This is a genomic window from Burkholderia perseverans, assembly GCF_022870505.1.
In the GTDB taxonomy this organism is placed as follows: Bacteria; Pseudomonadota; Gammaproteobacteria; order Burkholderiales; family Burkholderiaceae; genus Burkholderia; species Burkholderia plantarii.
On record NZ_CP045093.1, the window covers coordinates 2,670,681 to 2,692,887 of the forward strand.

Annotated in this window: 17 protein-coding genes; 2 read left to right on the plus strand and 15 right to left on the minus strand. The window is 67.8% G+C overall.

Annotation, left to right across the window (positions count from 1 at the left end; translation table 11 throughout):
* Positions 1-12: 12 nt before the first annotated feature.
* The 7 genes from BpN12_RS11020 to BpN12_RS11050 form a co-directional block, all read right to left on the minus strand.
* Entirely contained in the window at positions 13-1,692 is a 1,680-nt protein-coding gene (locus BpN12_RS11020; protein ID WP_246792628.1) for a methyl-accepting chemotaxis protein, read from the minus strand.
* A 288-nt stretch (positions 1,693-1,980) separates the two neighbouring features.
* Positions 1,981-3,078 (minus strand): hybrid sensor histidine kinase/response regulator, encoded by a 1,098-nt coding sequence (locus BpN12_RS11025; RefSeq protein ID WP_246792629.1) that lies wholly within the window; start codon positions 3,076-3,078, stop codon positions 1,981-1,983.
* Between the two features lie 469 nt (positions 3,079-3,547).
* Entirely contained in the window at positions 3,548-4,981 is a 1,434-nt protein-coding gene (locus BpN12_RS11030) for an aldehyde dehydrogenase family protein (RefSeq protein ID WP_246792630.1), read from the minus strand.
* A gap of 55 nt (positions 4,982-5,036) precedes the next feature.
* Entirely contained in the window at positions 5,037-6,677 is a 1,641-nt protein-coding gene (locus BpN12_RS11035) for an acetolactate synthase large subunit (protein WP_246792631.1), read from the minus strand.
* 397 nt (positions 6,678-7,074) lie between these two features.
* Complete coding sequence (locus BpN12_RS11040; RefSeq protein WP_246792632.1) at positions 7,075-7,512, minus strand: hypothetical protein; 438 nt, start codon at positions 7,510-7,512, stop codon at positions 7,075-7,077.
* Positions 7,513-7,572: 60 nt separating this feature from the next.
* Positions 7,573-9,156: a Na+/H+ antiporter gene (locus tag BpN12_RS11045; RefSeq protein ID WP_246792633.1), complete on the minus strand. Its 1,584-nt coding sequence runs from the start codon at positions 9,154-9,156 to the stop codon at positions 7,573-7,575.
* 368 nt (positions 9,157-9,524) lie between these two features.
* Positions 9,525-10,814 carry a DUF445 domain-containing protein gene (locus BpN12_RS11050; RefSeq protein WP_246792635.1) on the minus strand — a complete coding sequence of 430 codons (1,290 nt, stop codon included), beginning with the start codon at positions 10,812-10,814 and terminating at the stop codon, positions 9,525-9,527.
* Positions 10,815-11,212: 398 nt separating this feature from the next.
* Here BpN12_RS11050 and BpN12_RS11055 point away from each other — a divergent pair, with 398 nt between their 5' ends.
* Entirely contained in the window at positions 11,213-12,844 is a 1,632-nt protein-coding gene (locus BpN12_RS11055; RefSeq protein WP_246792636.1) for a phospholipase D family protein, read from the plus strand.
* A 186-nt stretch (positions 12,845-13,030) separates the two neighbouring features.
* On the opposite strand, the gene BpN12_RS11060 is transcribed toward BpN12_RS11055, so the two are convergent.
* The 3 genes from BpN12_RS11060 to BpN12_RS11070 form a co-directional block, all read right to left on the minus strand.
* Entirely contained in the window at positions 13,031-13,450 is a 420-nt protein-coding gene (locus BpN12_RS11060) for an HIT family protein (RefSeq protein WP_246792637.1), read from the minus strand.
* A gap of 196 nt (positions 13,451-13,646) precedes the next feature.
* Positions 13,647-14,894: an ATP-binding protein gene (locus BpN12_RS11065; RefSeq protein WP_246792638.1), complete on the minus strand. Its 1,248-nt coding sequence runs from the start codon at positions 14,892-14,894 to the stop codon at positions 13,647-13,649.
* On the minus strand, positions 14,878-15,615 hold the full coding sequence (locus BpN12_RS11070; protein ID WP_246792639.1) for a response regulator: 738 nt from the start codon (positions 15,613-15,615) through the stop codon (positions 14,878-14,880). The genes BpN12_RS11065 and BpN12_RS11070 overlap by 17 nt, the downstream gene beginning before the upstream one ends.
* Positions 15,616-15,756: 141 nt before the next feature.
* Here BpN12_RS11070 and BpN12_RS11075 point away from each other — a divergent pair, with 141 nt between their 5' ends.
* On the plus strand, positions 15,757-16,422 hold the full coding sequence (locus BpN12_RS11075; protein WP_246792640.1) for a hypothetical protein: 666 nt from the start codon (positions 15,757-15,759) through the stop codon (positions 16,420-16,422).
* Between the two features lie 105 nt (positions 16,423-16,527).
* Here the strand turns inward: BpN12_RS11075 and cyoD are convergent, their stop codons facing one another.
* The 5 genes from cyoD to BpN12_RS11100 form a co-directional block, all read right to left on the minus strand.
* Positions 16,528-16,869 carry a cytochrome o ubiquinol oxidase subunit IV gene (cyoD, locus tag BpN12_RS11080; RefSeq protein ID WP_042628641.1) on the minus strand — a complete coding sequence of 114 codons (342 nt, stop codon included), beginning with the start codon at positions 16,867-16,869 and terminating at the stop codon, positions 16,528-16,530.
* Positions 16,870-17,481, minus strand: coding sequence for a cytochrome o ubiquinol oxidase subunit III (gene cyoC, locus BpN12_RS11085; protein WP_042628642.1), 612 nt, complete (start codon positions 17,479-17,481; stop codon positions 16,870-16,872). It abuts the gene before it with no gap.
* Positions 17,481-19,496, minus strand: a complete 2,016-nt coding sequence (gene cyoB / locus BpN12_RS11090; RefSeq protein WP_246792641.1) for a cytochrome o ubiquinol oxidase subunit I — start codon at positions 19,494-19,496, stop codon at positions 17,481-17,483. The genes cyoC and cyoB overlap by 1 nt, the downstream gene beginning before the upstream one ends.
* Positions 19,497-19,498: 2 nt before the next feature.
* On the minus strand, positions 19,499-20,389 hold the full coding sequence (gene cyoA, locus BpN12_RS11095; RefSeq protein WP_246792642.1) for a ubiquinol oxidase subunit II: 891 nt from the start codon (positions 20,387-20,389) through the stop codon (positions 19,499-19,501).
* Between the two features lie 240 nt (positions 20,390-20,629).
* Positions 20,630-22,183: a complex I subunit 4 family protein gene (locus tag BpN12_RS11100; protein ID WP_246792643.1), complete on the minus strand. Its 1,554-nt coding sequence runs from the start codon at positions 22,181-22,183 to the stop codon at positions 20,630-20,632.
* Between the last annotated feature and the right edge of the window lie 24 nt (positions 22,184-22,207).

Below are 22,207 nucleotides of genomic sequence, written 5' to 3' on the forward strand. Positions count from 1 at the left end.
GGGCCTCGGCGCTCACGCCTCGACCTTGAAGCGCGACACGCTGGTGCGCAGCGCGTTGGCCACCAGCGTCAGGTCGTCGATCGCCTGCGACGACTGGCGCAGCGATTCGGCCGTCTGCTGGGCCGCCTCGGACAGCTGCGAGAGCGCCTGGGTGATCTGCTCGGCGCCGCTCGCCTGGGTCTGCATGCCTTCGTTGACGAGCTGGAAGCGCGGCGCGAGCGTCTGCACCTCGTGGATGATCTGCGAGAGCTGCGAGCCCACCTGCTGCACGTCGAGCATGCCGCGCCGCACTTCCTCGGAGAACTTGTCCATGCCCATCACGCCGGCCGACACCGCCGACTGGATCTCCTTGACGGTCTGCTCGATGTCGTAGGTGGCCACCGCGGTCTGGTCGGCCAGCCGGCGGATCTCGGTGGCGACCACCGCGAAGCCGCGGCCGTATTCGCCGGCCTTCTCTGCCTCGATCGCCGCGTTCAGCGACAGCAGGTTGGTCTGGTCGGCGACCTTGGTGATGGTGGCCACCACCTGGTTGATGTTGAGCGCCTTCTCGTTGAGGATCGCGAGCTTCGCGTTGACCGAGCCGGCCGCGTCCATCACGCTGCGCATGGTCTCGCCCATCTGCGTGAGGCCGCTCTGGCTCAGGCCCGCGAGCGAGGCCGACTGCTCGGCCACCGACGACACCTCGTTCATGGTGCGCACCAGGTCGCGCGAGGTCGCGAAGATCTCGCGCGAGGTCGCGCCGATCTCGGTGGTGGTGGCGGCCGTCTCGTTGGCGGTGGCCTGCTGCTCGCGCGAGGTGGCGGCGATCTCGGCCACCGAGGTGGTGACCTGCAGCGACGACTGCTGGGCCTGCGCGACCAGCGTGGTCAGCTCGTCGGCCATCCGGTTGAAGCCGGTCTCGAGCATGCTGAACTCGTCGCGGCGGCGCAGGTCGAGGCGCCGGGTCAGGTCGCCCGTGCGCATCACGTCGTGGACGCCGACCAGCTCGGTCATCGGCCGCATCACGGCGCGGTACAGGAACCAGCCGAGCACGGCCGAGCAGATCAGCACCACAGCCAGCACGGTGGCGAGCGTGACCTCGGTGCCGTACACCGATTCGCGGATCGCCTGCGCCGACTGATCGGCGAACGTGCGGTTCTCGGTGACGAGCACGTTGGCGTTGCGGATCACGTCCTCCCAGACCGGCGTGACGCGCCCGTAGGACGCCGCCGCGTCGGCGTGGGCGCCCGTGCGCGCCTTCTGCACGGCGTCGGCCAAGAGCGGCAGGTAACGGTCGTAGACGGCGCGGAAGGTGACGAAGCGCGCGCGGTCGTCGTCGCGGAACGTGGCGTTCTGGTACGACGTCGAGAGCTTCTCGAACGACTCCAGCATGCCGGGGATGCGGTCGAGATCGCGGCGCGAGGCATCCGAATCGGGATCGACGAAGATCGCGCGCTGCATCGCCGTGTACGACTCGTTCGCGGCCGCGCGCAGCGACGTGGCCAGATACACGCCCTGCAGCGAGTCGCGCTGGATGCTGACCGTCTCCTGATCGATCGAACGCAGCTGGGTGTAGGACAGGCCGGCCATCAGCAGCATCAGCACGAACAGCACGCCGAAGCTGAGCAGGATCCGGTTGCCGAGCGTGATCCGCGCACCGGTGGCGGACTGGGGGAGACTTTCGGTGCTTGCGCGAGGCGACACGTTGGCCATGTTTCGATGTGGGTAGTCTGCTGATGCGTTCAGGAGCCGCCGGCGGGGCGCATGGCCGGCGCGGCGGCCCGGTGCCGGACGCCGTACCGCTGCGGCCGCCGCGCCGGCGGGCGCGAGCCAGCAGAGTGTACTTTCTTTATGGCCGCCGAGACAGCCCGGGCCGGCCCGGCGTGGTGGCCAGGCCGCATTCCGGCGCAAGCCGGTCGTGCGGCCGCCGCTACGTCGCCCACCGCCCGCCGCCCGCCGCGTGCCGTCGTGCCGGCAGGCGGCCCTGCCGCCCGCGCCGGCTCAGCGCGCCGCGCGCGCCTTCGGTAGCCCGAGCCCGGCCATGAACCCGCGCGGCGTGTAGCGCATCATCAGCGCGCCGCCGTGCTTCGCGGCCGTGGCGCGCACGAACGCGAGGCCGAGCCCGAAGCCGCCCTTCTGCGAGTCGGGGCCATGCGTGAGCCGCACGAACGATTCGGTCGCGCTCGCGCGCTGCGCCGGCGCGATCCCCTCGCCCTCGTCCTCCACGCCGATCAGCCAGCGCTCGCCGTCGTCGGCGATCAGGCCGCGCACCTCGGAGGCGGGCGGCGCGTACTTCAGCGCGTTGTCGATCAGGTTCGCCAGCGCGCGCGTGAGCATCATCCGGTCCCCCACGCAGAGGCACTCCGTCTCGGGCAATTCCACCTTCACGCGGCTGCCGGTGGTGGCCGCCTTCTCCCACAGCTGGTCGGCCGCGTCGAGCAGCACCTCGTTGAGGCACACCAGCTCGCTCGGCCGCTTCTCCGACTGCGCGCGCGTGAGCTGGATGAAGCCGTCGGCCAGCGCGAGCGCGCGCCGCGCATGCATCTCGATCCGTTCGAGCAGCATCGGCATCCCGCCGTGCGCCGCGCGATAGGCCTCCAGCAGCGAGAGGATCGAAGCCTGCGGCGCGCGCATGTCGTGCGAGAGGAAGTCGAGCACCTCTTCGCGCTGGCGCAGCATGTGGTACGAGTTCGAGTGATAGCGGATCCGCGCGATCATCTCGATCGGGTCCGGCAGCTTCACGAGGTAGTCGTTCGCGCCGGCGAAGAACGCCTCGCGCTTGGCGAGCGGATCGTCGTTGATCGACAGCACGATGATCGGCACCTGCGCGGTGGCCGCCTCGGCGCGCCACGCGCGCACCAGATCCAGGCCGTCGACGTCGGGCATCACGAGGTCCTGCAGGATCACGGTGGGGCGCAGCGTGCGGCCCAGTTCGAGCGCGCTGCCGGCATCGACGCAGACATGCAGCGCGATGTCGGTCTCGGCGGCCAGCAGGCGGCGGATCACCTCGCCGACGAAGGCCTGATCGTCGACGAGCAGCACGGAAATGCCGGATTCGTATGAATCCGATGCGTAGTTCGTGTGAGTCATTCCATTCATCGCATCGCGAGTGCCATCGCCTTGCGGCCGCGGCGGACGGCGGGTTCGTCGGGAGCGGGCACACGCACCGCCGACGTCCTTGCTGGCGCATTCCCGGTTACGAATCGCCGGATTTGCACGATATTGATTCTTTTAAGTAAATATAAGCCGATGATTTTAAATGATTTTCCTTCCATCCATACAACAATGACGGAATCGGGCCGCAAACGGTGGGATTACCGCGACACGGCGCGGCCTGCCGCGCGCGGGACTTGACGGGGGCGGGAAACGCGGCAGGCGCGCCGCCGGTGCGGTGGAAACCGCGGGAAAGACGCGGCGCGGTGGACCGCCCGAAATGCCCGGAAAGCGCCCGGGAACTGCCCCGGCGGTGCTCGGGCCATGCCGGCGAACCGGCCGGCCCCCGGGGCATGGCGGCCCGCGCCGGGAGCCCCGCGCACGGCCATCCCGGCGCGAACCGCCCGCGCGATGCTCAGGACGGCTTGCGGATCACCATCAAGCGCGGCTCGGTCATGTCCTCCATCGCGTAGCGCACGCCCTCGCGGCCGAGGCCCGAATCCTTGACGCCGCCGTAGGGCATGTTGTCGACGCGGAACGACGGCACGTCGTTGATCACCACGCCGCCCACCTCGAGTTCGTCCCAGGCGCGGTGCGCGTGCGCGAGCGAATCGGTGAACACGCCGGCCTGCAGGCCGAAGTCGCTGTCGTTGACGCGCGCGAGCGCCTCGTCGAAGCGCTCGAACGGCTCGAGCAGCGCGACCGGCCCGAACGCCTCCTTGCGGTAGAGGTCCTGCTCGCGGCCGACGTTCTCGAGCAGCGTGGCCTCGAACATCACGCCGTCCACCTTGCCGCCCGCCACGATCTTCGCGCCCGCGCCGACCGCCGCCTCCATCCAGCCCGCCAGCCGCTTCGACTCGGACTCGGAGATCATCGGCCCGACGAAGGTCTGCGGATCCTTCGGGTCGCCCATCTTCAGCGCGCGCGTCTTCGCGATCAGCTTCTCGCGCAGCGCGTCGTAGAGGCTCGCGTGAGCGAGGATCCGCTGCACGCCGATGCAGCTCTGGCCGGACTGGTAGAACGCGCCGAAGATCAGCCGGTCCACCACGTAGTCGAGCCGCTCGCGCTGGTCCGCGTCGACGATCGCGGCCGCGTTGCCGCCCAGTTCGAGCACCACCTTCTTCTTGCCGGCCTTCCGCTTCAGGTCCCAGCCCACCGCCGGCGAGCCGGTGAACGACAGCAACTTGAAGCGCTCGTCGGTGGTGAACAGGTCCGCGCCGTCGCGCCGCGCGGGCAGCACCGAGAACGCGCCCTTCGGCAGGTCGGTCTCGGCCAGCACCTCGCCGATGATCAGCGCGCCGATCGGCGTGCGGCTGGCCGGCTTCAGCACGAACGGGCAGCCCACCGCGAGCGCCGGCGCGACCTTGTGGGCCGCCAGGTTCAGCGGGAAATTGAACGGCGAGATGAACGAGCACGGCCCGATCGGCACGCGCTTCGTGTAGCCCGAATAGCCCTGCGCGCGCTGCGAGATCTCGAGATCGACCAGTTCGCCGCCGATCCGCACCGATTCCTCGGCGGCCACGCGGAACGTGTCGATCAGGCGCGTGACCTCGCCCTTCGAATCGTTGATCGGCTTGCCGGCCTCGACGCAGAGCGCGTCGGCGAGTTCGTCGAAGCGCTCGCGAAAGCGCGCGACGCAGTGGTCGAGCACGGCCTGGCGGCGGAACGCGGGCCATTCGCGCAGCGGCTGCTGGGCCTCGACGGCGGCCGCGATCGCGGCGTCGATCGCCTTCGCGTCGGCCAGCGCGACGCGCGTGGCCACCTTGCCGCTGAACTTGTCGGTGACTTCGAGATCGGTGTTGGCGTACACGGCCTCGTTGGCGAGGTAATACGGATAGGATTCCTTCATGGCAGATGCCTCCGTGCGGTAAAGACAGCAGGAAAGAAAACGTCGCGGCGGCCGCTCAGAGCTGCGCGGACAGGCGCGGGATCTCGCGGTTCAGGATCTTCTCGTTGTCCGAGTAGTCGATCGGCACGTCGACCAGATGCACGCCCGGGCTTGCCAGGCAGCGCGCCAGCAGCGGCGCGAGCGCGTCGGCCGATTCCGCGCGATGGCCGTGCGCGCCGTAGCTTTGCGCATAGGCGACGAAGTCGGGGTTGTCGAGCGTCATCGCGTAATCGGGGAAGTTCATGTTCTCCTGCTTCCAGCGGATCATGCCGAACGCGTCGTCGCGCAGCACCAGCACCACCAGGTCGAGCTTCAGGCGCACCGCCGTCTCCAGCTCCTGCGAATTCATCATGAAGCCGCCGTCGCCGCAGATCGCCACCACCTTCCTGTCCGGGTGGACGATCTTGGTGGCGATCGCCGAGGGCAGCCCGGCGCCCATCGAGGCCAGCGCGTTGTCGAGCAGCAGCGAGTTCGGCTCGTGGGCGCGCCAGTAGCGCGCGAACCAGATCTTGTACATGCCGTTGTCGAGGCAGGCGATGCCGTCCTCGGGCAGCGCGCCGTACAGGTCATGCACCACCCGCACCGGGTGCAGCGGGAAGCGCGGGTCGTCCTCGCCCTTCTTCAGGTGCGCGTCGAAGCGTTCCTTGATCAGCATGAAGCGCGAGAAATCCCACTCCGGCGGCTCGGCCAGCGCCTCCTTCATCTGCCAGACCGCGTTGGCGATGTCGCCCACCACCTCGATCTGCGGGAAATAGACCGGATCGACCTGCGCGCCGAGGAAGTTGACGTGAATCACCGTGCGGTCGCCGCCGCGCATGAAGAACGGCGGCTTCTCGATCACGTCGTGGCCGACGTTGATGATGCAGTCGGCATGGTCGATCGCGCGATGCACGAAATCGCCGTCGGACAGCGTGGCGTTGCCGAGCCAGAGCGGATGCGATTCGTCGATCACGCCCTTGCCCATCTGCGTCGTGAAGAACGGGATGCCGGTGGCGTCCACGAACTCGCGCAGCATCTTGCAGCTGGTCTTGCGGTTGCCGCCCGCGCCGATCATCAAGAGCGGATGGCGGGCCTGGCGGATCGCCTCGACCGCGCGCCCCACCGCCTTTTCCTCGGCCACCGGGCGGCGGCTGTAGCTGGCCGGGATCGGCTTGCCGTCGCCTTCCTCGTGCGCGATGTCCTCGGGCAGTTCGAGATGGGTCGCGCCGGGGCGCTCGTCCTCGGCGCGCCGGAACGCCTCGCGCACCGCCGACGGGATATGGCCGATCGACACGATCTGGCGCGTGAGCTTGGTGAGCGGCTGCATCATGTCGACCACGTCGACGATCTGGAAATGGCCCTGCTTGCTGGTCTTGATCGGCTTCTGGCCGGTGATCATCAGCATCGGCATGCCGCCCAGCTGCGCGTAGGCGGCGGCCGTGACGAGGTTGGTGGCGCCCGGGCCGAGCGTGGAAAGGCAGACGCCGGCGCGGCCGGTGAGCCGCCCGTAGGTGGCGGCCATGAAGCCCGCCGCCTGCTCGTGGCGCGTCAGCACCAGCTTGATCCGCGAGTGGCGGATCGATTCGAGCAGATCGAGATTTTCTTCGCCGGGGATGCCGAATACGTATTCGACGCCCTCCGCTTCCAGTGCCTTGACGAACAGATCGGATGCTTTCATGGGGACGCTCTCGGTGGATGCCGCGTGCCGGTTTCCGGCGCACGGCGTGGCAGACACCCGTGTCGGCCTACGACGCGGGCGGCTCGTTACCTGCAGATTGACCAATGCAAAAGCATGCCGTTGCGCGCGGCGGGAAGCGGGAGGCAAGGCGGGAAGCGCACGGCCACCGGCGTGAAACCCGGCGCGCGGTGCGGCGAGCGATGGGTTCGATTGTAGGAGATCGGCGCGTGGGCTGCAGGCGGGCGCAACGAGTAAGGCAATCGTCAGCGCGCGCGGAGCCGGAGCGGATGAGCAATCCGCGGGTGGATTGGAAGGTGGCTTTGACGGTGGACCGGACGACCACTGCCATGCACGGCGCCGGCGGGCGCGGTCGGCCCCACCGCGCCGTGCCGGGCGCTCACCACTTGCAGCTGCCGTTCCCGTCCGCGTAGGCCTGCGGATCGTCGACGAAATGGTAAGTGCGGCGCGGCGAGAACTTCGTGTAGCGCATGTCGTTGACGATCGCGCCCTGGCTGTCCATCTCGTACTGCCCCGTCACCTTGCCGTCGACGACCTCCACCCAGACGCGCGCGACCTCGTCGGGCCGGCCCGGCACGAGCTCGGTGGCATGCTCGGTGCTCGGCACGATCGGGATCACCCGCTTCGCGCCCTTGTAGCGCACGTAGCCGCCCGACCAGTCCGAACCGGAATCGTCGAAGGTGCGGAATTCGAGGTGGATCACCGCGTCGTCGGAATGGAAGCAGCGCATCTGCTGGTCGATCCCGGCGTGCGCGGTGCCGGCGAAGAGGCCGGCCAGCAAACCGGCGGCGATGGTGGCGATGGCGGATCGTTTCATCGGTCAAGCCCTGGGTTCGTGGTGGAGGTTCGCAACGGCGTCGGGCCAGGCCCGCGCCGTTCATTCCATGGCGTGGCGCGCCGTGACTTCCTGCAGGTCGAGATCGCGTTCGAGCACGTGCAGGATCTCGTCGTGGATCAGCCCGCTGCGATGCATCTTCAGCATCTCGGCGCGCCCGGCCGAGACCGCCGCCAGCACCACGTCGTAGTGCGCGTGGACGTCCTGCGCCGGGAACGCGGTCTCGTGCTGGAAACGCTCGGCCATCGCCGCGCGATAGGTGTATTGCTCGAGCAGGCGCGGATGCACGACGTTGCCGGCGGCGTCGCGCACCAGCGGCTCGATCGCCGCGAGCTGCGCGCGCGCGAGCCGGCTCCAGGCCTGCGGCTCGCTCAGGTGGCGCGCGTCCGGCGCATGCGCGTCGCGCGGCGCGACCAGCCGGATCAGCGGGCCGATGGTGGTGCCCTGCAGCAGCACCGTGACGAGGATCACCGCGAACGCGGCCACCAGGATCATGTCGCGGCCCGGCATCGCCTCAGGCAGCGACAGCGCGATCGCGAGCGTCACCACCCCGCGCATGCCGGCCCAGCTCATCACGGTGGCCGCGCGCCAGTCCGCGCGCGGTTCCGCATGGCCGAGCCAGCGGCGCGGCAGCTTCAGCGTCTCGACCGCGAACACCCAGACGAAGCGCGAGCCGATCACGGCCGCCAGCACCGCGAGCACGGCCGGCGTCATGGTGGCGAACACCTCGCCGAAGCCGCCCAGGCGCAGCATCACGCCGCGCAGCGACAGCCCGATCAGCACGAACACCAGCGCCTCCAGCAGGAACACCATGATCTGCCAGAACGCCGTGGAGCGGACCCGCACCGTGGCGCTGAAGATCTCGTGCTGGTGCCAGCCGAGCATCATGCCCATCGTGACGGCCGAGATCACGCCCGACACCTCCAGCGTCTCGCCGGCGATGTAGCTGACCCAGCCGCCGAGCACGGCGGTCGTGACGATCAGGTATTCGTCGGACAACAAACGAATGAAGCGGATCAGCAGCCAGCCGACGATGAAGCCCACCGCCACGCCGCCCAGCCCGAGTTCCGCGAAGCGCACCACCGCGCCCTCGAAGCTGAACGCGCCGGTCAGCGCGGCGGCCACCGCGAAGCGGAACAGCACCAGGCCGGCCGCGTCGTTGAGCAGGCTCTCGCCTTCGAGCAGCACCATCAGCCGGCGCGGCAGCGCGACCCGTTCGAGCACGGCCTTGGCGGCCACCGCGTCGGGCGGCGAGACGATCGCGCCGAGCGTGAAGCAGGCGGCCCACGGCAGCGCCGGCACGACCCAATGCACGGCCACGCCGACCGCGAGCGTGGTGAACACCACCGCGCCGATCGCCAGCAGCATGATGCCGCCCAGGTTGCGCTTGAACTCCTCCCAGACCGAGAAATACGCGCCGTCCACCAGCAGCGGCGGCAGGAACACGATCAGCACCAGATCGGGATCGAGGTTGACGGGCGGCAGGCCCGGCACGAACGCGATGCCCGCGCCGCCCACCAGCAGCGCGGCGGCCGGCGGCAGCCGCAGCTTCTTGGCGACGAGCTCGAGCACGACGATCGCGGCGAACGACAGCAGGACGAGTTTGAAGACGGACACGGGAGACACGGGCACTCCTTCACGCGGATGAATGGCAGCTTACGGCCGCGCGATTACACCACAACGCCGCGCGCGACGGTGATAAGCGTCGGCGCGGTGAGGCGGAGGGGGTGGGAAACGGCACGGAAACGGCCTGGCTGCGGCGCGGCGCGGCCCCGGCGGCAGCGGGCTGGCAGCCCGGAAGCGGCACGGAGATGGCTTGGTGATGGCGTGGTGGCGGCGAGCCGGGCAGCCCCCGGCACGGCCGGTCGCGTTTGCCGGGCAGGCGGCCGTCCGGATGCCCTGGAAAGCCATCGATGCCCATCGCCCCCCGCTCCCGTCACATCGGCATTCTCATCGTGCCGCGCCACGCCACCGGCGCCGCCTGGGCACCGCGCTCAGTGCGGCGGCGCCCAGGCGCCGGCCCAGCGCGCCGCGCAGGTCACGAGATACAGCGCGAGCCCGATCAGCCCGCCCACCACCGTGCCGTTGATGCGGATGCTCTGCAGGTCGCGGCCGATGTTGAGCTCGACCTGACGCGACATCTCCGCCGTATCCCAGTTGCGGACCGTGTCGCTGATGTGGCGCGTGAGGAACACCGCGAACTCGGGCGCCATCTCGGCGGCGGCCTTCTCGACGTGCTCGTTCATCGAGGCGCGCAGCGCCGGGCTCGCCGCGAGCCGCTCGCCGAGCCAGCCGCCGAGCGCGGCGGCCTGCCGGTGCAGCACCGAATCCTCGCGCGCGAGATCGGCCTTGAGCCAGTCGCGCAGCTGGGTCCAGAGCTCGGCCACGTAGCCGTTGAACGCCTCGCCGTCGCGCAGGTAGCGCTTCAGCTCCTCGCCCTTTTCAAGGAACCGCGGATCGGTCTTGAGCCGCTCGACGAGCCGTCCGGCGGTGGCGTCGAAGCTGCGCCGCAGTTGATGATCCGGATCCTCGCCGATCTGCACCAGCACGCGCGTGACCGTGTTCGCGATCAGCTCGGCGCCGCTCTCGCTGATCCAGGCGGTCGGCATCACGCGCTCCATCTTCGGGTAGCGGCCCTTCAGCCACTCGACGATGTAGGCGGCGATCGCGGCGCGGTTGTCGGGCTCGCGCAGCAGCGCGACCAGCTGCGCGATGCCGTCGTCGAGCAGTTGCTGGTGGCGCCCGTCGTGCGTCAGCGTCTCGAGGATCGCACCGGCCGAGCGCGACAGGTCGATCCGGTCCAGCGCGGCGCGCAATGCGTCGCGAATGAAGCCGCGCACGCGCGCGTCGTCGACCATGTCGAGCGCGAGGCTCGCGAGCCGCGCCACGTAGCCGCCGAGCAGCGCCGTGTTGGCCGGCTCGACGAGCCACTGCGCGAAGCGTTCGGCCGGATCGTGGCGCCGGATCAGCGCGACGATCGAGGCCGGATCGAGAAAGCGGTCATGCACGAACTGCGCGAGATTGTCGGCGATGCGTGCCTGGTTGCGCGGCACGATCTCGGTATGGCGCGACACGATCGGAATCGGCACGCGCCGGAACAGCGCCGCCACCGCGAACCAGTCGGCCAGCGCGCCCACCATCGCGGCCTCGGCCACGGCCTTCACGCCGTCCACCCAGACCCCGCCCGGGAAACCCAGCGTGACGACGAACACGGCCGTCACGCCGATCAGCAATCCGAGCGCGCGCCGCTTGCTCGCCTTCAGTTCCGCCGCCTTGTCCCGCATCGGGTCCCGTCCTGGAGATCGTCCGCATCACGCCGCCCGCGCCGGCGGGCGGCCCCTGGTTGTCGCGTGTTCGCGTGGTTGCCGTGACTTCGCGCTGCATCGCGCCAGATACACTAAAAAGCGGACCGGCGCGAGCTGTCCGATGGTACACCGAGGCTGTGGCATGCCCGTCCGCGCCGGCCGCAACAGATGCCCGCATGCCCGCTCGCAAGCGGCGTTCCCGCTACCGGAAACACGCGACGACACATGGCCTCGCCCGGCCATCAGCGGCACGCCACGCCGGATCGCCCGCCGGTTGCCGCCGGCGGGGCTCGCCCGTAGAATCGTTGCGCACACCGCGCCCGGCGTTCCCGCCCGCCGGCGCCCCACTCGCCTCGCATCCCCAAGGAGTCCGCAGCGTGCCGGCCATCCCCGTCCGTCGCGAGCCGTGCGTCCGCCATCCGGCGCACGCGGCTCGCCGCTTCGCCGCAGCCGGCCTGGCCGCGCTGTGGCTCGCCGGCTGCGCCACGCATCCGCCCGCCACCACGCTGTCGCGCCCCGTCTCGCACGCGCTGCCGCCGGACACGCCCACGCCGCTGCACGACGCGCTCGCGGCGCCCGAGCGCGCGCATCCGGGGCAGTCGGGCTTTCGCGTGCTGTCGGTGGGCACCGACGCGCTGCAGATGCGCATCGCGCTCGCGCGCGCCGCCACCAAGACGCTCGACATGCAGTACTACATCGCCACCGAGGACACCACCGGCAAGCTGCTGCTGGCCGCGGCGCTCTACGCGGCCGATCGCGGCGTGCGGGTGCGGATGCTGGTGGACGACCTGAACTTCAAGGACATCGGGCAGGTGATGGCGTCGTTGAACGCGCATCCGAACATCGAGATCCGCGTGTTCAACCCGTTCGGGGCGACCCAGCGCGGCGTGTTCGCGCGCACCGCCGATTTCGTCTCGAAGATCGACCGCTTCACGCGGCGCATGCACAACAAGGCGATGATCGCCGACAACCAGCTCGCGATCGTCGGCGGCCGCAACCTCGGCGACGAGTATTTCAGCGCGAGCCCGACGCTGCAGTTCCGCGATCTCGACGTGCTCGCGGCCGGCCCCGTCACGGCCGACATCTCGCGCAGCTTCGACACCTACTGGGCGAGCGCGAGCGCCTACCCGCTGCGCGTGCTCAATCACCAGCATTTCGATCCGCAGGATCTCGACCGCACGCGCGACGCGCTGCGCGAGCACTGGCGCGAGAACGCCACGCCCTACGACGCGAAGCCGCTGAACGCCACGCCGCTCGCCGACCAGATCGCGCGCGAGCAGCTCGGGCTGGTGTGGGCCAACGCGACGTTCGCGGTCGATTCGCCGGAGAAGATCACGATGGCGGCCGGCACCTACCAGAGCCCGCCGATGCAGCAGCTGGCGATGCTGACCAAGGAGGCGCGCCGCGAATTCCTGCTGATCTCGCCATACTTCGTGCCGCACGATGCCGGCGTCGAGGCGCTCGGCCAGCTCGCCGCGCGCGGCGTGCGGGTGGCCGTGCTGACCAATTCGCTCGCGGCCACCGACGCGGTGGCCGTGCAGGCCGGCTACGCGCCCTACCGCGTGCCGCTGCTCGAACGCGGCGTGGAGCTCTACGAATTCCGTGCCGAGCAGCCGCAAGGCTCGACCGTGCGGATGTTCGGCTCGCAGTCGCGCGCGAGCCTGCATGCGAAGGCCTACGTGGTGGACCGCAGCACGCTCGTGATCGGCTCGCTCAATCTCGATCCGCGCTCGGCCTACCTCAACACCGAACTCGCGCTGGTGATCCGCAGCCCGCAGCTGGCCGGCGAGGTCGCCACGCTGTTCGACCACGTCACGGCGCCGACCGAGAGCTACCGCGTGACGCTGGCCGATCCGTCGCCGTCGCCGAACGGCTGGCATTCGCCGCTGGTCTGGACCGACGTGGAGGATGGCCAGCAGCGTACCTACAGCGTCGATCCGCACGCGGGGCTGCTGCGTAACGCGCTGACGGGGCTGTTCCGGATGCTGCCGGTGGACGGCCAGCTGTGAGGTGGCGGGTGAGGTGCCGGATAAGATGCCGGATAAGGTGCCAACGCGAGCCGCGCCGCCACGGCGAACGGCCGCGCGAGGCCGCCTGACGGCGAACCGGGTGTGGCCGGCGAGTGGGTGATGAGAATGTGACGGGAAGGCGTGGCCGATGCGTGACTGAATCGCGACCGGCCGCGCCGCCTTCCCTTACTTCAGCGCCGCGCGAATCCGCTCGGCCATCGCCGTCAGTTCGGCCGGATCGGCCACCTCGCGCGAGTGCGCGCCGAGCGGCTGGGTGGCCCAGCGCGGGATCAGGTGGAAGTGGACGTGCGGCACCGTCTGTCCGGCCGCCTCGCCGTTGAACTGGCCGACGAACAGGCCGTCCGGCTGCAGCGCCTCGCGGATCGCGAGCGCGACGCGCTTGCTCAGGCGGATGCATTCGGCCGCCGCCTCGTCGGACAGCTCGTAGAGCATCACCGCCGCTTCCTTCGGCACGATCAGCACGTGCCCCGGCGACTGGGGCATGATGTCCATGAACGCGATCGTCGTATCGGTCTCGCAGACCTTCGTGCAGGGCAGCTCGCCGCGCAGGATCTTCGCGAAGATGTTGTTGTCGTCGTAAGCCATGAGGTCGCTCGTCGTCTGGGTTCGGTTGAACGGGAACGACGATTCTCGGGGCTCGCGCGCGAACGCGCAAGCACGACCGGCAAGCTGGCCGCGCATCGCCGTCGGGCGTTCCGGCGCAACGGCGCAACGGCGGAGCGGCGAGCCGCCCTCGCGGATACGGCAGCGCCGCCGGGCCGCGCGCCGCCCGCTCGTTGCGTCACGCCGCCGGGAACGTCATGGTGACCACGAAGCCGCCGTCGTCGGCGTTCGAGGCGACGAAGCTGCCGCGCCGCTGGCGCACCAGCCGCTTGACGATCGCGAGCCCGAGCCCGCAATGCGCGTCGCCGCCGCGCGCCGCGTCGAGCCGCACGAACGGCCGCTGCGCGCGTTCGAGTTCGGCCTCGGGAATGCCCGGGCCGTGGTCGCGCACCACCAGCCGGTAACCCTGCGCGAGCGCCACCGTGGCGATCTCCACCGGCGGCTCGCCGTAGGTCATCGCGTTCTCGATCAGGTTCGACAGAATCCGGTCGAGATCGACGAGCGGCAGCCGGAAGCCCTCGCCGGCGCGCAGGTCGACGCTGACCAGCGCGTCGTCGAGTTCGCCGCCGTAATGCTGACGGCAGTGCGCGTCGACGCTCGCGGTCGGCGACGGCTGCACGCCCTCGCCCGCGAAATCGAGGAACTGCGTGACGATCCGCGAGAGCGCCTCGGCATCGCGCAGGAAACCGTTGCGCGTGGCCTGGTCGGGCAGCAGGTCGGCGCGCACCTGCATGCGCGTGATCGGCGCGCGCAGGTCGTGCGCGAGGCCCGCCAGCATCACCGCGCGCTCCTGCTCGCCCTGCGCGAGTTCGCTCACCATCTCGTTGAAGTTCGCGATCACGTCCTTGACCTCGCGCGGGCCGCCGACCGGCACCGCCGGCTGCCGGTTGCCGAGCCGGAAATCGCGCACCGCCTGCGCGAGCCGCCGCAGCGGGCGCTGGATGCGCCACGCGCCGAAGATCGCGAGGCCGATGCCGATCAGCATCGTCAGCGACGAGGCGCCGATGAAGCGCGTGACCGACGGCATCGTCGAGGGCAGCGTGATCCAGTAACGCGCGCCCGGGTAGCGTGCCCAGATGGTGCGCGAGCTACCGTCGCCCACCACGTGCGTGCCGGGCGGCATGGCCTCGCGCAGATGGCGCTCGAACGGGCCGTAGGTGTCGACGCAGGGCTTCGGGCAACCGAACGCCACGGCGTCCTTCACGTCGACGAACGAGGTGCCGAGCATCGCGCTGACCGCGAGCCCGAGCGCGCTGCCGCTCGCCTGCGCCTGCGTGGACAGCGCGATCACGCGGCGCGTCTGCTCCACTTCCAGGCGCAGCCGCTCGCGGTCGAGCAGCACCAGGCCGATCGCGTGGACCACCAGCACGAGGCCGATCGCCATCAACGCGAGCCGGACGAACAGCGTGTCAAACCGGCGCTTCATCAGCATCGCCGCCGGGCACGAACATGTAGCCGACGCCGCGCATCGTCTGCACGTAGCGTGGCTGGGCCGGGTCGTCTTCCAGCAGGCGGCGCAGGCGCCAGACCGGCACGTCGATGCCGCGCTCGGTCAGGTTCGAATACGGCCCGTGCAGCATGTCGAGCAGCCGCGCGCGCGAGAGCGTCTCCATCGGATGCATCGCGAACACTTCGAGCAGCGCGTATTCGCCGCCCGTGAGCTTGAGCGCCTCGGTGTCGCGATACAGCGTGCGGGTCGTGAAGTCGAGCCGGAACGGGCCGAAGCGCAGCGCCTCGCGCCGCTCGGCGGCGGGCCGCGCGAGGCCGGCCGGCGCGTGGCGGCGCAGCACCGCGTGGATCCGCGCGAGCAGTTCCTGCGGCATGAACGGCTTGCCGAGATAGTCGTCGGCGCCGAGTTCGAGGCCGATCACGCGATCGACGCCGTCGGCGCGCGCCGTCAGCATGATCACCGGAATCGTGTCGCCGCTCGCGCGCAGCTGCTTGAGCACGGTCAGCCCGTCGATGCCGGGCATCATCAGGTCGAGCACGATCACCGACGGCCGCTCGCGCTCGAGGCGCCGCTCCAGCGTGGTGGCGTCGTGCAGCACCGACACCTCGATGCCGCGTTGCTGGAAAAAAGTACGGAGCAGATCGCGCAGCGCGGCATCGTCGTCGACCAGCAGGACCTGGATGGGCGTATCGGACATGTGCTCGGGAAAACGGTAAGAAACGGAAACGGACGGTGAAACGCGGCAACGGCCCGCCGCGCCGGCTTGCAATCCGGTGACTATAAGCGAAGCCGGTGCGCTCATGCTTGCTTCGCCTTAAGACGGCTTACGGAGTCTTACGTGCGTGCGGGGGTTTGCGCCGACGCCACCGCCGCCGAAGGGCGCGCGGCTTGCCCGATACCGGAATCGCTGTTTTCTTCGTATTTCCCGTCGTTTCACTCAATCGCCGCGATTCCTTGCCGGGGATACTCGATTCCGTGGGCCGCGGGTTCCGCGTCGCGTGGTGTGAAGCCCGCCACGCGCCACCTTCCGTTCACGGCCGTTGCTGCCAGGGACAAACCTCACGATTGGCGTGCATTGACGGGCATGGCCGGCCGGGCAACGACGCTTTCAACTCAATTCAAGGAATCGATCATGCCGGACCAGATCATGTCGTACCCGAAGAACGTGTTCACCAACGACGGCCAATCCGACGTCGACGGATTCGCCAAAAAGCTGGCAGTGGTGGCGCCACAGATCGAGGCGGCCGGGAAAATCACCGTCTATTACGGTTTTCATGGCGACGACGACGGCAATTTTTCGCATGCCTTCACGCCCGACGAATTGAAAAAATCGCTGGGCATTGCCGCCGCATTTCCCGACGCCACCATGGTGCAGGTCAGCGGCCCGAACGACCCCAAGATCGATTACGCCAGGCACGATCGGGACGGGCAGGCGCTGTTCACCTGGTGCGATAGCGACACGTACATCAAGGACAACAACTTGCTGCCGGACATCATCCCCTGAGCGGCACGGCTCCGGCCACGCAAACAAAAAAAAAGCCGCCCCGACGGGCGGCTTTCTTTTCGACCGCCTCGCCCGTCAATCCGGGCGAAGCAGGCCGGCGCTCGATCAGCGCGACATCATGTTGATGCTGACGTTGTGCATGATCCACAGCGAACCGACGATCAGGATCACCACCGTCAACACCGTGTAGGCGAAGGCGGTCACGTTCCAGCGCTGGCTCGACGAGCCGTTCATGTGCAGGAAGAAAATCAGGTGAACCACGATCTGCACGGCGGCCAGCGCGGCCAGCACGAGGATCTTGACTTCGTTGGTCGAGAACCAGCCGCCGAGCACCACGCCGAACGACGCGGCCGTCAGGATCACCGACAGCACGAACCCGACCAGGTAGCTGCTGACGGTGCCGTGCGAGGCGTCGTCGTGCGACGCATGCGTATGCGAATGGGCCATTTAGATCACACTCACGAGGTAGACGAAGGTAAACACGCAGATCCAGACGATGTCCAAGAAGTGCCAGAACAGACTCAGGCACGTCAGGCGACGCACGTCCTGCTCCGACAGCTCCGGGTTGCGCGCGATCTGGACCACCAGCACGACCATCCAGATCAGGCCCATCGTCACGTGCAGACCGTGAGTGGCCACCAGCGTGAAGAACGACGACAGGAAGCCGCTGCGGTCCGGACCCGCGCCATCGGCGATCAGGTGCGTGAACTCGCGGATTTCCATGAACAGGAACGACGCGCCGAGCAGGAACGTCACGGCCAGCCAGCCGAACACGGCACCGCGGTTGTTGCGGTGCGCGCCGATCATGGCGAAGCCGTAGGTGATCGAGCTCAGCAGCAGCGCCGCCGTTTCGAGCGCGACGCCCGGGATGTCGAACAGATCCTTGGCCGTGGGGCCGCCGGCGAACTCGTGCTGCATCACCGCGAACACGGCGAACAGCGTGCCGAACAGGATACAGTCGGTCATCAGGTACAGCCAGAAGCCGAACACCGAATGCGACGGCGGATGGTGATGCTCTGCCGCGTGATGGTGATCGGCAGTCAGGGTGCTTTGTGCCATCAGTTGGCCTCCAGTTCCACTTCAGCAGGACGCGGTACCGCGACGCGCGCGCCGCCACGCTGCTCTTCGATCTTCCGCACCGTGTCGGCCGGAATGTAGTAGCCCTCGTTCTTCTGCGAGCTGTAGATGATCGCGGTCGCAACGATGCCGACGAAGCCGATGATGGCCATCCACCAGATGTGCCAGACGCCGGCAAAGCCGAGCACCAGCGAGAACATGCCGATGAAGAAGCCCGCGCTCGTGTTCGAGGGCATGTGGATGTCCTCGTACTGCTGGCCCTTCTCGAGACCGAAGCCGAGGCCGCGTTCCTTGCGGTACGACACTTCGTCGAGTTCGTGGATCGTCGGGATGATCGCGAAGTTGTACGAAGCCGGCGGCGAGGACGTTGCCCACTCGAGCGTGTGGCCGTTCCACGGATCGCCCGTCAGGTCACGGTTGCCCGGCAGGTTGCGGTCGCGGATCGACACGTACAGCTGCAGCAGCTGGTGGACGATGCCGATCAGCACCAGCACCGCGCCGAACAGCGCGATTTCCATCCACGGATGCCAGGACGGGTTGTCGTAGTGGTTCAGACGACGCGTCACGCCCATGAAGCCGAGCACGTACAGCGGCGTGAAGGCGAAGATGAAGCCGAACTGCCAGAACCAGAACGCACGCTTGCCGAGCTTCTCGTTGAGCTTGAAGCCGAACACCTTCGGGAACCAGTAGTTGAAGCCCGCCAGGTAGCCGAACAGCACGCCGCCGATGATCACGTTGTGGAAGTGGGCGATCAGGAACAGGCTGTTGTGCAGCACGAAGTCCGCGCCCGGGATCGCCATCATCACGCCGGTCATGCCGCCCACCGTGAACGTCACCATGAAGCCCAGCGTCCAGAGGATCGGCGCGCTGAATTCCAGGCGGCCACGGTAGATCGTGAACAGCCAGTTGAAGATCTTCACGCCGGTCGGGATCGCAATGATCATCGTGGCGATGCCGAAGAACGCGTTGACGTCGGCACCCGAGCCCATCGTGAAGAAGTGGTGCAGCCACACGAGGAACGACAGGACCATGATCGCGCAGGTTGCGTAGACCATCGTCTTGTAGCCGAACAGCGGCTTCTTCGCGTAGGTCGCCACGACTTCCGAGAACACGCCGAACGCCGGCAGGATCAGGATGTACACCTCGGGGTGACCCCAGGCCCAGATCAGGTTCAGGTACATCATGACGTTGCCGCCACCGTCATTCGTGAAGAAGTGCATCCCCAGATAACGGTCGAGGCCGAGCAGCGCCAGCGTGACGGTCAGGATCGGGAACGCCGCCATGATCAGCACGTTGGTGCAGAGCGCCGTCCACGTGAACACCGGCATCTTCATCAGCGTCATGCCGGGCGCGCGCATCTTGATGATCGTCACGAAGAAGTTCACGCCGGTCAGCAGCGTGCCCACCCCGGAGATCTGCAGCGCCCAGATGTAGTAATCCACCCCTACCCCGGGGCTGTACGCAAGCTCCGAGAGCGGCGGATACGCGAGCCAGCCGGTCTGCGCGAATTCACCGATGAACAGCGAGATCATCAGCAGGATCGCGCCCACTGCCGTCATCCAGAACGACAGCGAGTTCAGGAACGGGAACGCCACGTCGCGCGCGCCGATCTGCAGCGGCACCACCAGGTTCATCAGGCCCACCATGAACGCCATCGCCATGAAGAAGATCATGATGACGCCGTGCGCGGTGAAGATCTGGTCGTAGTGGTGCGGCGGCAGGAAGCCCGGCGCGTTGTACGCGAGCGCGAGCTGGGTACGCATCATGATCGCGTCGGCGAAGCCGCGCAGCAGCATCACGAGGGCAACGGCGATGTACATCACGCCAAGACGCTTGTGGTCGACGCTCGTCAGCCACTCGGTCCAGAGATATTTCCACTTACCGAAGTAAGTGACGAGGCCCAGCACGAGCGCCCCGACGATGCCGACGCCGAGCGCCGTGATCACGAGGATTGGCTCGTGATACGGGATCGAGTCGAGTGTAAGTTTTCCGAACATGCTTACCCCTTCGTCGTACTGCACGACGCGTCATTGAATTCCATGACGTGGCCGTTGTTGTACTTGCCAACGATGTTATTGAACAGGCGCGGATCGACGGTCGAGAAGAAACGCACCGGATCCTTTTCGCTCGGCTTCGCGACGCTCGTGTACTCGTTCATGTCGAGGCGCTGCGACGAGGCGCGGACCTTCTGCACCCATGCATCGAAGTCACCCTGCGACGTGGCGAGCGTACGGAACTTCATGTCCGAGAAGCCGCGGCCGCTGTAGTTCGCGGACAGGCCGGCGAAATCGCCCGCTTCGTCGGCGATCAGGTGCAGACGCGTCTGCATGCCGGCCATCGCGTACACCTGCGTGCCGAGCTGCGGGATGAAGAACGAATTCATCACCGAGTCGGACGTGATGCGGAAGTTCACCGGCGTGCCGACCGGAATCGCGAGCTGGTTCACCGATGCGATACCCAGATCCGGGTAGATGAACAGCCACTTCCAGTCGAGCGCAACGACTTCGACGTTGATCGGCTTCACGTTCGAGGCGAGCGGCTTGTACGGGTCAAGCTCGTGCGTCGACTTCCAGGTGAGGATGCCAAGGTACAGGATGATCAGCGTCGGAATCGTCCAGACGACGACTTCGATCGCGTTCGAATGCGACCATTTCGGCGCATACGTCGCGTTGCGGTTGGACTCGCGATAGCGCCACGCGAACAGCAGCGTCAGCACGATCACGGGGATGACCACGATCAGCATCACCCACGTCGAAGTCCAGATCAGTCCTTTCTCAGCGACACCGACGCTGCCTTTCGGATCCAGCAGGTCGTAGCTGCAACCGGATAGACAGACAAGCAACCCGGCGCCCAATAAAAGCAAGAAGCTTCTAAAAGCCTTTCTATTCATCACATTTGCCTGATTTACGCGTGGACGATAAAGCAAACCGGCTATGCCCCGATTCGCCAAGCGCCAGCATCATAAGTCCATCGAAGTGGGAAAAAGCGGTGAATCTTAGCAAATCATTTTTACCAAAAGCCACCGTGCGACAGGTTGCCACATCATGCAACTTGTCAGCCGGTCCCTGCGCAGCCTGGGAACCGGCTCGCCACGCCCGCCCCGTGGGGCTTTCAGGCGTGGCGTCGACGTTCAGGTCGGTGTGCGCGGGATGCGCGCATCGGTCTGAACGCTGATCGTGGAAGCCGTCGGCGCGGCGCCCGCCCCGTCGTCCGCCGGCTTCGCGCGCTCGAGCTGCGCGACGATATTGGCGGCGGCCGGGTCGATCACGTCGGTGAACGGCTTCGGATAAATACCGATTGCGAGCACGATCACGGCCAATGCCGCGAACACGATCGACTCGCGACGGCTCAGATCGATCAGTTTGCCGACGCGATCGTGCTTGATCGCGCCGAAGATCACGCGCTTCAACATCCAGAGCGTGTAGGCGGCGCTCAGGATCAGGGTCAGCGCGGCGATCGCGCCGATCCAGAAGTTCACGCGCACGGCGCCCATGATCACGAGGAATTCGCCGACGAAGCCCGAGGTGCCCGGCAGGCCGACGTTGGCCATCGCGAACAGCACGGCGAACAGCGCGAGGCGCGGCATGGTGTTGACCACGCCGCTGTATTCGGCGATCGCGCGGGTGCGCGTGCGATCGTAGAGCGCGCCGACGCAGAGGAACATCGCGCCGGCCACGAAACCGTAGGAGATCATCTGCACGATCGCGCCGGTGATGCTCATCTGGTTGAACAGGAACACGCCGAGCGTGACGAGGCCCATGTGCGCGACCGACGAGTAGGCCAGCATCTTGGCCATGTCCTTCTGCGCCAGCGCCAGCAGGCTCGCGTAGACCACCGCGACGAGCGACAGGCCGATCATCACCGGCGCCAGGTAGTGGGCCGCGTCGGGCGTGATCGGCAACGCGAAGCGCAGGAAGCCGTAACCGCCGATCTTGATCATCCCCAGCGAGACCGCGGCGCCCGTCGGGCCGTCGGTGTAGACGTCCTGCAGCCAGGTGTGGACCGGCCACATCGGCACCTTGACCGCGAACGCCGCGAAGAAGCCGAGGAACACCAGCAGCTGCGGCGCGAAGCCGAGCCGGGCGTGCTGCCAGACGGCCATGTCGAAGGTGTGCGTGAGGCCGAACAGGTACAGCATCGCGGCCAGCATCAGCAGCGAGCCGGCGAACGAGATGAAGAAGAACTTGATCGCCGCATACGAGCGGTTCGCGTGGCCCCAGGTGCCGATCAGCACGAACAGCGGGATCAGCGTGGCTTCGAAGAAGATGAAGAACAGCATCCCGTCGAGCGAGGTGAACACGCCGATCATCAACCCCGACAGGATCAGGAACGAGCCGTGGTATTGCGCCACGCGCGTCGTGACCGATTCCCACGAGGCGATCACGATCACCAGCGTGGTGAACGCCGACAGCACCACCAGCCACAGCGACAGCCCGTCCACGCCCATTCGCCATGCCGAACCGAAGGCCGCGAGCCACGGCTTGTATTCGGTGAACTGCACCGCCGTGTTGTGCGCGTCGAAACCGGTGACGAGCGGCACGGTCAGCAGCAGGCCGACGATCGCGCCCACCAGCGCGAGCCACCGAGCCCGGTGCGGATAACGATCCGATCCGATGCGCAGGACGGCCACGCCGAACACGATCGGCGTCCAGATCGCGAGGCTCAGAAATGGTACAGATTGCATGGCGGCAAAAACCCTATGAAAACC

Coding starts and splice junctions, on each gene's coding strand:
- BpN12_RS11070 (WP_246792639.1), bottom strand. CDS start 15,615: ATGTCCGATACGCCCATCCAGGTCCTGCTGGTCGACGACGATGCCGCG.
- cyoB (WP_246792641.1), bottom strand. CDS start 19,496: ATGTTCGGAAAACTTACACTCGACTCGATCCCGTATCACGAGCCAATC.
- cyoA (WP_246792642.1), bottom strand. CDS start 20,389: ATGAATAGAAAGGCTTTTAGAAGCTTCTTGCTTTTATTGGGCGCCGGG.
- BpN12_RS11100 (WP_246792643.1), bottom strand. CDS start 22,183: ATGCAATCTGTACCATTTCTGAGCCTCGCGATCTGGACGCCGATCGTG.
- BpN12_RS11030 (WP_246792630.1), bottom strand. CDS start 4,981: ATGAAGGAATCCTATCCGTATTACCTCGCCAACGAGGCCGTGTACGCC.
- BpN12_RS11020 (WP_246792628.1), bottom strand. CDS start 1,692: ATGGCCAACGTGTCGCCTCGCGCAAGCACCGAAAGTCTCCCCCAGTCC.
- BpN12_RS11040 (WP_246792632.1), bottom strand. CDS start 7,512: ATGAAACGATCCGCCATCGCCACCATCGCCGCCGGTTTGCTGGCCGGC.
- BpN12_RS11035 (WP_246792631.1), bottom strand. CDS start 6,677: ATGAAAGCATCCGATCTGTTCGTCAAGGCACTGGAAGCGGAGGGCGTC.
- BpN12_RS11050 (WP_246792635.1), bottom strand. CDS start 10,814: ATGCGGGACAAGGCGGCGGAACTGAAGGCGAGCAAGCGGCGCGCGCTC.
- BpN12_RS11065 (WP_246792638.1), bottom strand. CDS start 14,894: ATGAAGCGCCGGTTTGACACGCTGTTCGTCCGGCTCGCGTTGATGGCG.
- cyoC (WP_042628642.1), bottom strand. CDS start 17,481: ATGGCACAAAGCACCCTGACTGCCGATCACCATCACGCGGCAGAGCAT.
- BpN12_RS11060 (WP_246792637.1), bottom strand. CDS start 13,450: ATGGCTTACGACGACAACAACATCTTCGCGAAGATCCTGCGCGGCGAG.
- cyoD (WP_042628641.1), bottom strand. CDS start 16,869: ATGGCCCATTCGCATACGCATGCGTCGCACGACGACGCCTCGCACGGC.
- BpN12_RS11025 (WP_246792629.1), bottom strand. CDS start 3,078: ATGAATGGAATGACTCACACGAACTACGCATCGGATTCATACGAATCC.